Below are 12,100 nucleotides of genomic sequence, written 5' to 3'. Positions count from 1 at the left end.
CCCATCTCGCCGGCGATGCTTGACCGGTGCAGCCGAAACAGGACCGGGAGATTATGGAGCGGATTTGGAGAGCGGGGACGGAGAAATGGGTAAGTTATTGAAATATCGGGAAAGAGGTGCCGGATCATCCCCACTTGAACGAAGAGAACGGCTTGTTTGTGCGGTAGATCCTCGGGACAAGCCCGAGGATGACGAACCTTGAGGTTCTGCAAAAGGTGCCAAACTCGATGCCGTGCCTGGGCACAGCCAGCGATACCAGCCCTCGCTGCGGTGCCTCTAGTGATGCCGGCAGTGATCCAATCCTCGGCGACTGATCGGGACACCCTTGCTCCAACCTTCCCTTTCGTCATCCTCGGGCTTGTCCCGAGGATCTACGCACAAACAACAGCCTTAAGACGGCATGGGTCTTCTCGCCGTGCAGACGCACGGCGGCTGGATTCCTGTGACTGATCCCCGGATCAAGTCCGGGGACAGGAATGACGGGAGTGCGCGGCAACCGTGGCGTCCTACTTGCTCGCCGAGTGCCATCTCGACTCCACCAGCCACTCTGGCCTGCCGACCATTCCTCACCCCCTTGACGGCATCTGCCGGATCTCCATCTCAAGGGGATTGGCAGAAGGAAGACGGCCATGTCCGACGATCATGAAGCCGTGCTGGTGCGGGTAAGAGGCAGGGTACAGGGCGTCAGCTTTCGTGTCTGGACACGTAACGAAGCGGTGCGGCTCGGTCTCACCGGTTGGGTGCGCAACGAGGCGGACGGATCGGTGGCCGCGCTGATCGCCGGCCCGAAGGCTGCCGTCGCGGCGATGATCGAGCGCTTGGAGCGCGGGCCTCCCGCTGCCTCGGTCTCCAGCGTGGAGACGCAGCCGGCCGCGCCCGCCGAGATACCGAGAGAATTCCGCATCACCGGCTGACGACTCGGCAAATTCGCCAATACGGCCTGCCTCCGCGCGCCCGTCGAGGACCGCGCGGAAGCTTGTACCCGATGGCGGTTTTCAGAGCGCCATGTCCGGAACGCGGGGAACCTCGCCGGCCGGTGCGGGAGCTCCCAGAGCGGACGTGTCGATGGCCGGCGGCGCGATGGCCAATTGCAGCCGCTCGCTGGTGGCGGCCCATTCTTTGGCAAGAATCTCCGGATTTTCGTTGAGCTTCATGCCGTAGCTCGGAACGATCCTGCGGACCTTTTCCTGCCATTCGGGCGTTGCGAGCCGATCCGGGAAAACCTTTTTCAGCACATCCAGCATGATGGGCGCGGCGGTGGACGCGCCCGGCGAAGCGCCGAGCAGCGCGGCGATGCTGCCATCCCCGGACGCCACGATTTCCGTGCCCAGCTTCAGGACGCCACCCTTTTCCGCATCGCGCTTGATGATCTGCACGCGCTGGCCGGCCTGCCACAGGCGCCAGTCCTCGGCATTGGCCTGCGGGAAATATTCGCGCAGAGCCGTCAGGTGATCCTCATCCGACATCATCAACTGGCCGGCGAGATATTGGACAAGACCGAATTCGTCCATGCCGACCTTCAGCATCGGCCAGATGTTGTCGAGCGTGACGGAGGCCGGCAGATCGAAATAGGAGCCGTCCTTCAGGAACTTGGTCGAGAAGGTGGCGAAGGGTCCGAAAAGGATGACACGCTTGCCGTCGAGCATGCGGGTATCGAGATGCGGAACGGACATCGGCGGTGCGCCGACGGAGGCCTGGCCATAGGCCTTGGCGAGATGCCTGTTCACGATCTCCGGCTTTTCGCAGACGAGGAAGGACCCGCCCACGGGGAATCCGGCATAATCATCCCCCTCGGGGATGCCCGACATCTGGAGCAGCGGCAGCGCGGCACCGCCGGCGCCGAGGAACAGGAACTTCGCCCTCGTCGTGCCTTTCTGCGAGCCGTCCTTGGTGTCGACGTAAGAGACGCTCCAGGTGCCGTCGTCGTTGCGGCGGATATCCCGCACTTCGGACGAGGTGCGCAGATTGAATGCCGGCTGCTGCTTCAGATGCCCGACATACTGGCGAGTGATCTCACCGAAATTCACATCGGTGCCGAGCGGGCTCCAGGTGGCGGCGATCCTCTGCGACGGATCGCGACCTTCGATCATGAGCGGCACCCATTCGGCGATCTCGTCGTGATCGGTGGAAAAGCGCATTCCGGAGAACAGCGCGCTCGCCTTCAGCGCCTCGTGGCGCTTTTCAAGGAACGCGACATTCTCGTCTCCCCAGACGAAACTCATATGCGGCGTGGAGTTGATGAAGGAGCGCGGCTCCTTCAGGACGCCCATGTCCATCTGATGGGCGAAGAACTGGCGGGAAATCTGGAAGGCTTCGTTGATCTCCACCGCCCGGCCGATCTGGACATTGCCGTTCACGTCTTCGGGCGTGTAATTGAGTTCGGCGAGCGCGGAGTGGCCGGTGCCGGCATTGTTCCAGCCGTTGGAGCTTTCCAGCGCGACATCATCGAGCCGCTCGATCATCTCGATCGTCCAGGAGGGCTCCAGCTCGCTCAGCAGGACGCCGAGCGTCGCGCTCATGATGCCACCGCCGATGAGGAGGACATCGACCGTGGTTTCACCGGGAGCTGCCCAGCTCGGCAGCGCGGGAAGGCTGAGAGCGGCGGCGCCGGTGGCGGCAGAGCCGAGAAGTTGCCGACGGCTCATCGCGAAATCACGGGAGCGCGGATGGATGCTCTTGTTCTGGGAAGGCATCGCTCACCTCGAATGTTGGTTATCGATCCTCCCGAGGTGCGTCTATAAGGGTAAGGCAAGAGGGTGACAAGACCGCGCGCGACATCGTGACACCGGCGCAAGAGATCGGAAGGAGGGTTCAATGAACGGCATACCCACGCTCGAAACCAGAAGGCTGATCCTGAGGGCGCACCGGCTGGAGGATTTCGATGCCTATGCGGAATTCTGGGCCATGCCGGAGGTCGTCCGCTTCATCAGCGGCGTTCCGATGACCCGGGAAGGCGCATGGGGGCGGATGCTGCGCGTCAACGGCATGTGGCACCTGATGGGCTTCGGCTTCCTGGCGATCGAGGAAAAGGAGACGGGCCGGCTCCTGGGCGAGGCAGGCTTCCAGGACATGCGCCGCGGCTTCGAGCCTTCCATCGAAGGCACGCTCGAAACGGGCTGGGCGCTCATCCCCTCCGCCCACGGGAAGGGATATGCGACGGAAGCGATGGGTGCGCTGATCGCCTGGGCGGAAACGCATTTTCCGGACCGGCGGATGACCTGCATCATCAGCCCGGAAAACGAGGCTTCGCTGCGCGTCGCCTCCAAGTTCGGCTTCCGCGAATTCGCCCGCAGCGATTATCACGGCCCGATCGTCGTTCTCAGCCGCGAGAATGCGGGGTCGCAGGCGGCCTAAGCACTCAGGTCTTGGCGGGAAACTCAGCCAGGCGCGCGGCATAGCGCGCCATGGTATCCACCTCGAAGTTGACGAAATCGCCCGCCTTCCGCTCGCCCCAGGTGGTGACGGCAAGGGTATGGCGGATGAGAAGCACGTCGAAATCCGCGCCATCCACGGCGTTCACCGTGAGCGAGGTTCCGTCGAGCGCCACCGAGCCCTTGGGCGCCACGAAGCGGGCAAGATGCTCCGGCGCGCGAAGCCGGATGCGGACGGCCTCCCCTTCCGACTCGACCGAGAGGATTTCCGCCTTGTCGTCCACATGGCCGGAGACGATGTGGCCGCCGAGCTCGTCGCCGACCTTCAACGGGCGCTCCAGATTGACGCGGGTGCCCTCCCCCCAGGTGGAGATGGTGGTGAGCCGCAGGGCCTCTTCCCAGGCCTCGACCTCGAACCAGCGTTCGTTGCTGCCGTCCTGCGGCAGGCCGGTCACCGTCAGGCATACGCCGGCATGGGCGATAGACGCCCCCATGTCGATGGTCTTCGGATCGTAATTGGTGGCGATCCGGAGCTTCAGGCCCTCGTCCATGGGCGTGAGTTTCTCGACAGTGCCGACATCGGTGACAATTCCGGTGAACATCAGGAAACCCTTTCGTAATCGAATGCGCGATCGCGGCCGTAGACGCCCTCGCCGACAAGCCTGAACGCCGATGGCATATCGGATGGCGTCAGCGGGGATTCAAGCCCGCCCTCGCCTATCGCCTCGGGGCTCTGGAACAGGAGGATGCGGTCCACCAGCCCGGCATCGAGGAAGGCCCGGCCCGTGACGGCTCCGCCTTCCACCAGCAGCGAGGACATGCCGCGGGCGGCGAGCGTGGTCAGGAGGGTGGGGAGATCGGGTGTTTCGAGAATTTCGACGCCGGCGGCCTGGAGGGCTTTCATTTTACCGACCAATGCACCCCCCTCCGGCCCAGAGGGTAAAGCCACGGCAACTACCGGCACAACCTTCGCCGTCTGCACCAGTTTGGAATCAACAGGCAGTTCCAGCCGCCGGTCGAGCACGATGCGGACGGGGGACCGGTCTTCGAGGCCGGGAAGCCGGACGGTGAGCTCGGGATCGTCCGCCAGCGCCGTGCCGATGCCGATAAGGATCGCATCCGACTGGGCGCGCAGGCGATGAACCTCCTCGCGGACCTCGGGCCCGGTGATCGCCACCTCCTCGCCCCGCCGGCCGAGCATGCCATCGGCGGAAACCGCAAGCTTCAGAGTCACATGCGGGCGGCCGTTCGTCTGGCGCATGAGGTAGCCGGCGAGCGCGCGGCTCCCCTCCTCCTCCAGCACGCCGGTTTCCACCTCGATGCCGGCCTCGCTCAAGATCGCAAGGCCGCGGCCGGAGACACGCGGGTCCGGATCGGTGACGGCGACGACGACGCGCGCGACGCCGGATGCCACCAGCGCGTTGGCGCAGGGCGGCGTCTTGCCGTGGTGGGAACAGGGTTCGAGCGTGACATAGGCGGTGGCACCGCGGGCCGCCTCGCCGGCGATCGCCAGCGCCTGGGTTTCCGCATGCGGCCGGCCGCCGGGTGCTGTCACCGCCTCGCCGACGATCACGCCATCCTTGACGATGACGCAGCCGACGGAGGGATTGGTGCCGGTGAGCCCGAGATTGCGGCGCGACAGCCGAATGGCGGCCGCCATGAATTCCCGGTCCTCGGGCGCGCCGCCCATGACCTTAAGGCTCCCCGCCCGTATCGCGGGCGATCTTGGCGTTGATTTCCTGAATGACCTTCTCGAAATCCTCCGCATGGGAGAAATCGCGATAGACCGAGGCGTAGCGCACGAAGGCCACGTCATCGAGGCTCTTCAGCGCTTCCAGAACCTGCAGGCCGATTTCCTCGGAGGAAATCTCGTTCTCGCCGGAGCTTTCTAGCCTGCGGACGATGCCGGATACGGCCCGCTCGATGCGGTCGTTATCGACGGGCCGCTTGCGCAGCGCGATCTGGAAGGAGCGCACCAGCTTGTTGCGATCGAAAGGCACCTTGCGGCCGGTCTTCTTGGTGACCATCAGCTCGCGGAGCTGCACCCGCTCGAACGTGGTGAAGCGGCCGCCGCAATCCGGGCAGATGCGCCGCCGGCGGATGGAGGTGGAATCCTCCGCCGGGCGCGAATCCTTGACCTGCGTATCCTCCGAACCGCAATAGGGGCAGCGCATAAGCTCTTCCCGATCACATGTACGGATACATGGGGAAACGGTCGGTGAGCTTCACGACTTTTTCCCGCACGGCGGCCTCGACTGCGGCATTGCCCTCGTCGGAATTGGCGACCTTGAGGCCATCCAGCACTTCGACGATGAGGCGGCCGATCTCGGCGAACTCGGCTTCCTTGAAGCCGCGGGTCGTACCGGCCGGTGTGCCGAGGCGGACGCCGGAGGTGACGAAGGGCTTTTCCGGATCGAAGGGGATGCCGTTCTTGTTGCAGGTGATGTAGCCGCGGCCGAGCGCCGCCTCGGCGCGCTTGCCGGTGGCGTTCTTCTTGCGCAGGTCCACCAGCATCAGGTGGTTGTCGGTGCCGCCCGATACGATATCGAGGCCGCCTTCCGTCAGGGTCGCGGCGAGCGTCTTGGCGTTCTTGACGACCTGCGCGGCATAATCCTTGAAGTCCGGCTGCAGCGCCTCGCCGAAGGCGACCGCCTTGGCGGCGATGATGTGCATCAGCGGACCGCCCTGGAGGCCGGGGAAGACCGCCGAGTTGATCTTCTTGGCGATATCCTCGTCATTGGTCATGACGACGCCGCCGCGCGGACCACGGAGCGACTTGTGGGTCGTGGTGGTCGCGACATGGCAATGCGGGAACGGAGACGGATGCTGGCCGCCGGCGACGAGGCCGGCAATGTGGGCCATATCGACCATGAGGTAGGCGCCGACCGAATCGGCGATCTCGCGGAAGCGCTTCCAGTCCCAGATGCGGGAATAGGCCGTGCCGCCGGCGATGATGAGCTTCGGCTTGTGCTTCAGCGCCTTCTCGGCGACATCGTCCATATCGAGCAGGTGGTCGCTTTCGCGGACACCGTAGGAAATGACGTTGAACCACTTGCCGGACATGTTGACCGGCGAACCGTGGGTCAGGTGGCCGCCCGAGTTCAAGTCGAGGCCCATGAAGGTATCGCCCGGCTGCAGGAGCGCCAGGAAGACCGCCTGGTTCATCTGCGAACCCGAGTTCGGCTGAACGTTGACGAAATCAACGCCGAAGAGCTTCTTGGCGCGCTCGATGGCCAGTTCCTCGGCGATATCGACGAACTGGCAGCCGCCGTAATAGCGCTTGCCCGGATAGCCCTCGGCATACTTGTTCGTCATGATCGAGCCCTGCGCTTCGAGAACGGCGCGCGAGACGATGTTTTCGGAGGCGATCAGCTCGATCTCATGCCGCTGTCGACCGAGTTCCTTCTCGATCGCGCCAAAGATTTCCGGGTCGGATTCTGCAAGCGGACGAGAAAAGAATGCGTCGGTGTTCGACATGGGCTGAGCTCCTCGGAGGCAAGGGAAAGCGTGAGAACCGCGTCTTAACCTTACGGCCTTCCCAGAGCAATACGGGGAACGACATTTGCAGGCCGGACTCCGATTGCAAGTGCCCTAAAAACGAAAAAGCCGCGTTCGCGAACGAACACGGCTCCGTTTCCTCAGGGAGGAGATAGCTTACTGCGGCAGGAAATCTTCCTCAACCGAGCCGGCCGGCTGCTCGATGCCGGTGGTGGTCTGCAGCGCCAGTTCCTGGTTGCCGTCACGCTGGTAGATATCGTCGCGGAACTGGACAACACGGTCGGTCGCCGACCAGGCGGTGACGTAGACGATGTAGACCGGCACTTCCTGCGCCAGCTTGATCGGATTGTTCTGGCGGGTCGAGATCACCCGCTCGATCTCCTGGCGCGACCAGCCGGGCGTGTCGCGCAGAAGCCAGGTGATGAGATCGCGAACGTTCTGCACGCGAATGCAGCCCGAGGATTCGAAGCGCATCAGCTTGTTGAACAGGCCCTGCTGGGGCGTGTCGTGCATGTATTCGTTGTTCGGATTATGGAAGTTGATCTTCGTCGAGGCCATGGCGTTGATCTTGCCGGGGTCCTGCCGGAACATCAGGTTCGGCGCCTTGGGAGCAAACCAGTCGACCGTCTCGGGAGCCACTTCCTGGCCCCTGCCATCGATCAGGCGGATGTTGTTGCGGGTGAGATAAGTCGGATCCTTGCGCATCAGCGGCACGATGTCCTTCTCGACGATCGAGCGCGGCGCGGTCCAATATGGATTGAGGATGACTTCGTAGATCTTCGAGTTGATGGCGTGCGTCGGGCGATCGATACGGCCGACGACGGCGCTGTTGCGCAGGGCGACGCGGTCGTTCTCGACTGCCTCGATATAGGCTGCCGGAATATTGACCATCACATAGCGAGGTCCGAGATCGCCGGACATGGACTGCAGGCGCACGAGATTGGTCTCGAGCTGGCGCAGGCGGGTATCGGCCGGGATATTCATGGCCTTCAGCGTGTATTCGCCCATCACGCCATCGGCCGGCAGGCCGTGGCGGGCCTGGAAGCGCTTGACAGAGCCGTCGACGTAACTGTCGAACGCGTTCGACATGCCCGCGGAGCGGTCGAGGTCGCCGGAGATCATGAGGCGCTGGCGGAGCTGCTGAACGGCGGGATCGACGGCGCCGATGCGCAGCGTCTGACCCGGATTGACCTGCGGCCAACCGCCGTTGGAGACGATCATCTGGTAATCCATGATCGCCTGCTGAATATTGGCAGGACCCGAGGGACCGAGGACCGGATTGTTGGAGACGACGCTGACGGCCGAACGGGAAACCTTGGCGTCGAACTGGTCATCCCAGGTGCCGCGGCGCGGCGCGTTGATGAGATCGTCGAGAGCCGATTGCGCAAGCGCCGGTGCGGCAAGCGCGGCAGCCCCGGCGGAGACGGCCGAACGCAGCAGCGAGCGGCGGGAAATAGCTTCAGTTCCGATCTTCTTCGACATCATACTACCCATCTGGTCCCGAGCATTCGTCCATGCCTACGGGAATATGGTTAACAAACGCGCAACCGGCGCCGCCGGCCGTCCGTCTTTCGATCGAACGCAACGCTTCAAAAGTGCGATTTCGCCGGCTGTTCAATCTTGCCGGTCCCATAGCAATATGGCCAATTCGTGTCAGGTGTCCGGCGCGTCACGTTCGCGTGTAGGTGTGTGACTTTTTTGCTCTTTCCGGCCGCCTCGCCCAATGCCCGGCACACGCCCCGACCGGCATTCGGAAACGGCGAAAACCGGCTGCGCAGGGACGCATCCGGTTTGCTCTGGAGGTCTTTTTTACCCGGCGCCTTTCCCGTGGATGAGGCCGGCGCGGGTTTTGCCATTACAGGCGATAGAGGATCTGGTCGTTCCAGAAGCGGTCGAGGCGCTGCAGGAGCTTGTTCATCTGCGCGAACTCGCCCTCGCCGATGCCGCCAACCTTCTCGATCGAGCCGATGTGGCGCTCATAGAGTCTCGCCACGGTTTCTGCGATATCCTGGCCGGCCGGCGTCAGGCTGATGCGGACCGAGCGGCGATCGATGCGCGAACGCTGATGGTTGATGAGACCGAGATCGACGAGCTTCTTGACGTTGTAGGAAACGTTGGAGCCGAGATAATAGCCGCGGGAGCGCAGCTCGCCTGCCGTCAGTTCCGAATTGCCGATGTTGAAGAGGAGCAGCGCCTGGACGGCGTTGACATCGTCGCGACCCTGGCGGTCGAACTCGTCCTTGATGACGTCCAGAAGGCGGCGGTGGAGGCGTTCCACCAGGTGCAGCGACTCCATATAGAGGGAGCGGATGGTTTCTTCATGCGGATCAGCAACGGCCGGAGCCTGCGGCTTCAGTTTCGTGTTCATCATGACTGCCTCACTGTTTCGTTTGGCGGTGTATTTTTTCTTCCCGCCTTGAGACAGACCCTATCGAATGCACTTAAAATTCGAATTAAAACATATACTTAACGAGACATTAACGGATTTTTCCCGCCGCCGGGGATCGGTCACCCCTCCCCAACCCACAAAGTTCCATCCCTTGTTTTTCAATCACTTAGGAGGAATTTCCGAGCCGGATTCCGGCGCGAAAGCTTTAGGATCAAGGTAAATCAGTTCTTACCCGCTCGGCCTTGCGGCGTTCCTCCAGCCACAGAACGAGGCGGAAAAGCACGTAGACGAGCGCGACGAGGCCGTGCGTCAGCGACACGAGCATGTTCTGTCCGAAGATCTCCGGCCACATATGATACATGAGAAGCTGGGAGAGAGCGGCAAGCGCCCAGAGCACCGGCCCCCACGATACGGCGAGCCAGAGACCGAGCGAAGCGACCGGGAAGAGAACGGCAAGCGAGGAGGCCGCCACCTTCCAGGGAAGGTTGAGCAAATCGAAACGGGCCTGGCCGTTCAGCGAATAGCCCACCAGCATGCCCCAGTATTGCAGGCCGAACCAGAAGCAGGCGACAGCGACCAGCCTGAGGAAGATGACGAAAAGGATCTCCGTCAGCGTGCGCTTCGGCACGGTAGGTGAATCAGGTTCCATGTCCACACACTATCCGCCATGCCCGCCGATCGCCAGTGCCGGGCAGCCTGCACGATCGTTCAAGAGCCTCCGCCCCCGGCCTGCTAAGCATCAGCGCCAACCGAAGGAGCCGCTATGAGCAACAACAAGACTTCACATATGTCAATCAACCTCGCCGAGAAGCTGGGCCGGATTCCGGACCTCTGGCAGCCGCGCGTCGTCGCCGAGATGAACGACTACCAGTTCAAGCTGGTTCGCATCCAGGGCGACTTCATCTGGCACGATCATCCCGATACCGACGAGACCTTCATCGTGCTCGAAGGAACGCTGCGGATCGATTTCCGCGACGGCAGCGTCCATGTGGGGCCTGGGGAAATGTTCGTGGTGCCGAAGGGCGTCCAGCACAAGCCGTTTGCCGAAAAGGAGGTGAGGATGATGCTGATCGAGCCGCGGGGAACGCTGAACACCGGCCAGGAAGGCGGAGAACGCACGGCGCAGAACGACTTGTGGATTTGAGTGTTTCCACCCCAACCGGCCGGCTTGCGGCGATGGCGCGCATTCGCAAACCGGCAGGCTGCGTGATATGGAGCGGGAACGACGCATTCAAATGATGAGGCAGTTCCATGGACAAGACGCACCTGGTCGACGAGATCACCGGCCATCGCCGCATGCGGCGCAACCGCAAGGCCGACTGGACGCGGCGGATGGTGCAGGAGAACCGGCTGACCGTGGACGACCTCATCTGGCCGATCTTCATCGTGCCCGGCACCGGCATCGTCGACCCGATCGCGGCCATGCCGGGCGTCAGCCGCATGAGCATCGACAAGGCGGTGGAGGCCGTGAAGGAAGCCGCCGACCTCGGCATTCCGGCGATCGCCACCTTTCCGGACATCGAGATGGAACTGCGGGACGAGACGGGCTCCAACAGCCTGGTGGCCGACAACCTCATTAACAAGGCGACGGCGGCGATCAAGAAGGCCGTGCCCAATATCGGCGTCATCACCGACGTGGCGCTCGACCCCTTCACCAGCCACGGCCATGACGGCATCCTGCGCGACGGCGAGATCGTCAACGACGAGACGGTGGATCAGGTCGTCAGGGCGGCCGTCATGCAGGCCGATGCAGGCGCCGACATCATCGCGCCTTCGGAAATGATGGACGGGCGCATCGGGGCGATCCGCCGCGGGCTCGACGCGAGCGGTCACCAGAATGTCGGCATCATGTCCTATGCGACGAAATTCTCCTCGGGCTTCTACGGGCCCTATCGCGAGGCGATCAACACAAGCGGCCTCCTGAAGGGCGACAAGAACAGCTATTACATTTCGCCCGCCAACGGCACGGAGGCGCTGCGCGACGCCGCCCTCGACGTGGAGGAAGGCGCCGACATGCTGATGGTCAAGCCCGGCATCGCCTATCTCGATATCTGCTGGCGCATCAAGGAGGCCTTCGGCCTGCCGGTCTTCGCCTATCAGGTTTCGGGCGAATACACGCAGATCAAGGCGGCCGCGATGAACGGCTGGATCGACGGCGAGCGGATCATGATGGAGACGCTGCTCTGCTTCAAGCGCGCCGGCTGCGACGGCATCCTCACCTATTTCGCCGTGGACGTGGCCAGGAAACTGGCGAAGGGCGGCTGAGCCTTCCGGCTATATCTTGCGGATGAGGGCACTTCTTCCCATATTCCGATCGATAAACGGAGATATGCGACGATGAGCCTCGACCCGAACCCCGCCTATACCGCACCGGAGGACTGGCGCGCCTATAGCGGCGTTCTTTCCCGCCGGGTCTTCGCCTTCATCATCGACTATCTGATCGTGGGACTCTTATGGATTCCCGCCGCCGTGGTGGTCTTCTTCCTCGGCATCATCACGCTCGGGCTCGGCTGGTTCCTCTATCCGGTGCTCTACGTGGTCGTGGCGCTGCTCTATTTCGGCCTGACGCTCGGCGGACCGAGCCAGGCCACCCCCGGCATGCGCGTCATGGGCATTGCGCTGATGCGCGCCGACGGGCGCCCCATGGATTTCCTCACCGCCGTGGTGCACATGGTGCTCTTCTGGATACTCAATTCGGTGCTGACGCCGCTGATCCTGCTCGCAGGCCTGTTCCTCGAGCGCTCGCGGCTCGTGCACGACCTGCTGCTCGGCACCGTGATGGTGCGCACGAACTGACCCGGCCTCCGGGTCTCGCCGAGACGCGGCCCGGAAATATTCGTGC

The 12,100-nt window shown here is 63.2% G+C and carries 13 protein-coding genes; 5 read left to right on the top strand and 8 right to left on the bottom strand.

The features are described from left to right. Positions 1 to 629 precede the first annotated feature (629 nt). Entirely contained in the window at positions 630 to 914 is a 285-nt protein-coding gene (locus ACE04I_RS14990) for an acylphosphatase (protein WP_046792815.1), read from the top strand. A gap of 81 nt (positions 915 to 995) precedes the next feature. On the opposite strand, the gene mqo is transcribed toward ACE04I_RS14990, so the two are convergent. Further along, positions 996 to 2,693 (bottom strand): malate dehydrogenase (quinone), encoded by a 1,698-nt coding sequence (gene mqo, locus ACE04I_RS14985; RefSeq protein WP_046792816.1) that lies wholly within the window; start codon positions 2,691 to 2,693, stop codon positions 996 to 998. A gap of 121 nt (positions 2,694 to 2,814) precedes the next feature. Between mqo and ACE04I_RS14980 the strand changes: the two genes are divergently transcribed. Next, positions 2,815 to 3,354: a GNAT family N-acetyltransferase gene (locus ACE04I_RS14980; RefSeq protein ID WP_046792817.1), complete on the top strand. Its 540-nt coding sequence runs from the start codon at positions 2,815 to 2,817 to the stop codon at positions 3,352 to 3,354. 4 nt (positions 3,355 to 3,358) lie between these two features. Here the strand turns inward: ACE04I_RS14980 and ACE04I_RS14975 are convergent, their stop codons facing one another. From ACE04I_RS14975 to ACE04I_RS14945, 7 genes are all read right to left on the bottom strand, one after another. Beyond that, positions 3,359 to 3,973, bottom strand: coding sequence for a riboflavin synthase (locus tag ACE04I_RS14975; protein ID WP_046792818.1), 615 nt, complete (start codon positions 3,971 to 3,973; stop codon positions 3,359 to 3,361). Beyond that, on the bottom strand, positions 3,973 to 5,061 hold the full coding sequence (gene ribD / locus ACE04I_RS14970) for a bifunctional diaminohydroxyphosphoribosylaminopyrimidine deaminase/5-amino-6-(5-phosphoribosylamino)uracil reductase RibD (RefSeq protein ID WP_046792819.1): 1,089 nt from the start codon (positions 5,059 to 5,061) through the stop codon (positions 3,973 to 3,975). Before ribD ends, ACE04I_RS14975 begins: the two co-directional genes overlap by 1 nt. A 4-nt stretch (positions 5,062 to 5,065) precedes the next feature. Beyond that, positions 5,066 to 5,545: a transcriptional regulator NrdR gene (gene nrdR, locus ACE04I_RS14965; RefSeq protein ID WP_046792820.1), complete on the bottom strand. Its 480-nt coding sequence runs from the start codon at positions 5,543 to 5,545 to the stop codon at positions 5,066 to 5,068. A gap of 13 nt (positions 5,546 to 5,558) precedes the next feature. Further along, complete coding sequence (glyA, locus tag ACE04I_RS14960; protein ID WP_046792821.1) at positions 5,559 to 6,848, bottom strand: serine hydroxymethyltransferase; 1,290 nt, start codon at positions 6,846 to 6,848, stop codon at positions 5,559 to 5,561. A gap of 177 nt (positions 6,849 to 7,025) precedes the next feature. Then, positions 7,026 to 8,351: a L,D-transpeptidase family protein gene (locus tag ACE04I_RS14955; protein ID WP_046793038.1), complete on the bottom strand. Its 1,326-nt coding sequence runs from the start codon at positions 8,349 to 8,351 to the stop codon at positions 7,026 to 7,028. A 373-nt stretch (positions 8,352 to 8,724) separates the two neighbouring features. Beyond that, complete coding sequence (gene ldtR / locus ACE04I_RS14950) at positions 8,725 to 9,237, bottom strand: transcriptional regulator LdtR (RefSeq protein WP_046793039.1); 513 nt, start codon at positions 9,235 to 9,237, stop codon at positions 8,725 to 8,727. A gap of 232 nt (positions 9,238 to 9,469) precedes the next feature. Beyond that, the gene (locus tag ACE04I_RS14945; protein ID WP_046792822.1) at positions 9,470 to 9,907 is read right to left on the bottom strand and encodes a DUF6163 family protein; all 438 of its coding nucleotides are present in this window, start codon (positions 9,905 to 9,907) and stop codon (positions 9,470 to 9,472) included. 138 nt (positions 9,908 to 10,045) lie between these two features. Between ACE04I_RS14945 and ACE04I_RS14940 the strand changes: the two genes are divergently transcribed. The 3 genes from ACE04I_RS14940 (at position 10,046) to ACE04I_RS14930 (ending at position 12,054) form a co-directional block, all read left to right on the top strand. Beyond that, positions 10,046 to 10,402, top strand: a complete 357-nt coding sequence (locus ACE04I_RS14940; protein WP_487207246.1) for a cupin domain-containing protein — start codon at positions 10,046 to 10,048, stop codon at positions 10,400 to 10,402. A 107-nt stretch (positions 10,403 to 10,509) separates the two neighbouring features. Then, a complete protein-coding gene (gene hemB / locus ACE04I_RS14935) occupies positions 10,510 to 11,523 on the top strand; it encodes a porphobilinogen synthase (RefSeq protein ID WP_046792824.1) in 1,014 nt (337 codons plus the stop codon). Positions 11,524 to 11,595: 72 nt separating this feature from the next. Then, positions 11,596 to 12,054, top strand: a complete 459-nt coding sequence (locus ACE04I_RS14930) for an RDD family protein (RefSeq protein WP_046792825.1) — start codon at positions 11,596 to 11,598, stop codon at positions 12,052 to 12,054. Positions 12,055 to 12,100: the final 46 nt, after the last annotated feature.

The organism is Rhizobium moroccans (assembly GCF_057559155.1).
Note: the sequence above shows the minus strand (reverse complement) of the source record. Positions and strands in the feature narration are given on the sequence as shown.

What these genes read in the sequence shown, in the direction of transcription:
- ACE04I_RS14990 (WP_046792815.1), top strand. Translation starts at nt 630, where the DNA reads ATGTCCGACGATCATGAAGCCGTGCTGGTGCGGGTAAGAGGCAGGGTA.
- mqo (WP_046792816.1), bottom strand. Translation starts at nt 2,693, where the DNA reads ATGCCTTCCCAGAACAAGAGCATCCATCCGCGCTCCCGTGATTTCGCG.
- ACE04I_RS14980 (WP_046792817.1), top strand. Translation starts at nt 2,815, where the DNA reads ATGAACGGCATACCCACGCTCGAAACCAGAAGGCTGATCCTGAGGGCG.
- ACE04I_RS14975 (WP_046792818.1), bottom strand. Translation starts at nt 3,973, where the DNA reads ATGTTCACCGGAATTGTCACCGATGTCGGCACTGTCGAGAAACTCACG.
- ribD (WP_046792819.1), bottom strand. Translation starts at nt 5,061, where the DNA reads ATGGGCGGCGCGCCCGAGGACCGGGAATTCATGGCGGCCGCCATTCGG.
- nrdR (WP_046792820.1), bottom strand. Translation starts at nt 5,545, where the DNA reads ATGCGCTGCCCCTATTGCGGTTCGGAGGATACGCAGGTCAAGGATTCG.
- glyA (WP_046792821.1), bottom strand. Translation starts at nt 6,848, where the DNA reads ATGTCGAACACCGACGCATTCTTTTCTCGTCCGCTTGCAGAATCCGAC.
- ACE04I_RS14955 (WP_046793038.1), bottom strand. Translation starts at nt 8,351, where the DNA reads ATGTCGAAGAAGATCGGAACTGAAGCTATTTCCCGCCGCTCGCTGCTG.
- ldtR (WP_046793039.1), bottom strand. Translation starts at nt 9,237, where the DNA reads ATGAACACGAAACTGAAGCCGCAGGCTCCGGCCGTTGCTGATCCGCAT.
- ACE04I_RS14945 (WP_046792822.1), bottom strand. Translation starts at nt 9,907, where the DNA reads ATGGAACCTGATTCACCTACCGTGCCGAAGCGCACGCTGACGGAGATC.
- ACE04I_RS14940 (WP_487207246.1), top strand. Translation starts at nt 10,046, where the DNA reads ATGTCAATCAACCTCGCCGAGAAGCTGGGCCGGATTCCGGACCTCTGG.
- hemB (WP_046792824.1), top strand. Translation starts at nt 10,510, where the DNA reads ATGGACAAGACGCACCTGGTCGACGAGATCACCGGCCATCGCCGCATG.
- ACE04I_RS14930 (WP_046792825.1), top strand. Translation starts at nt 11,596, where the DNA reads ATGAGCCTCGACCCGAACCCCGCCTATACCGCACCGGAGGACTGGCGC.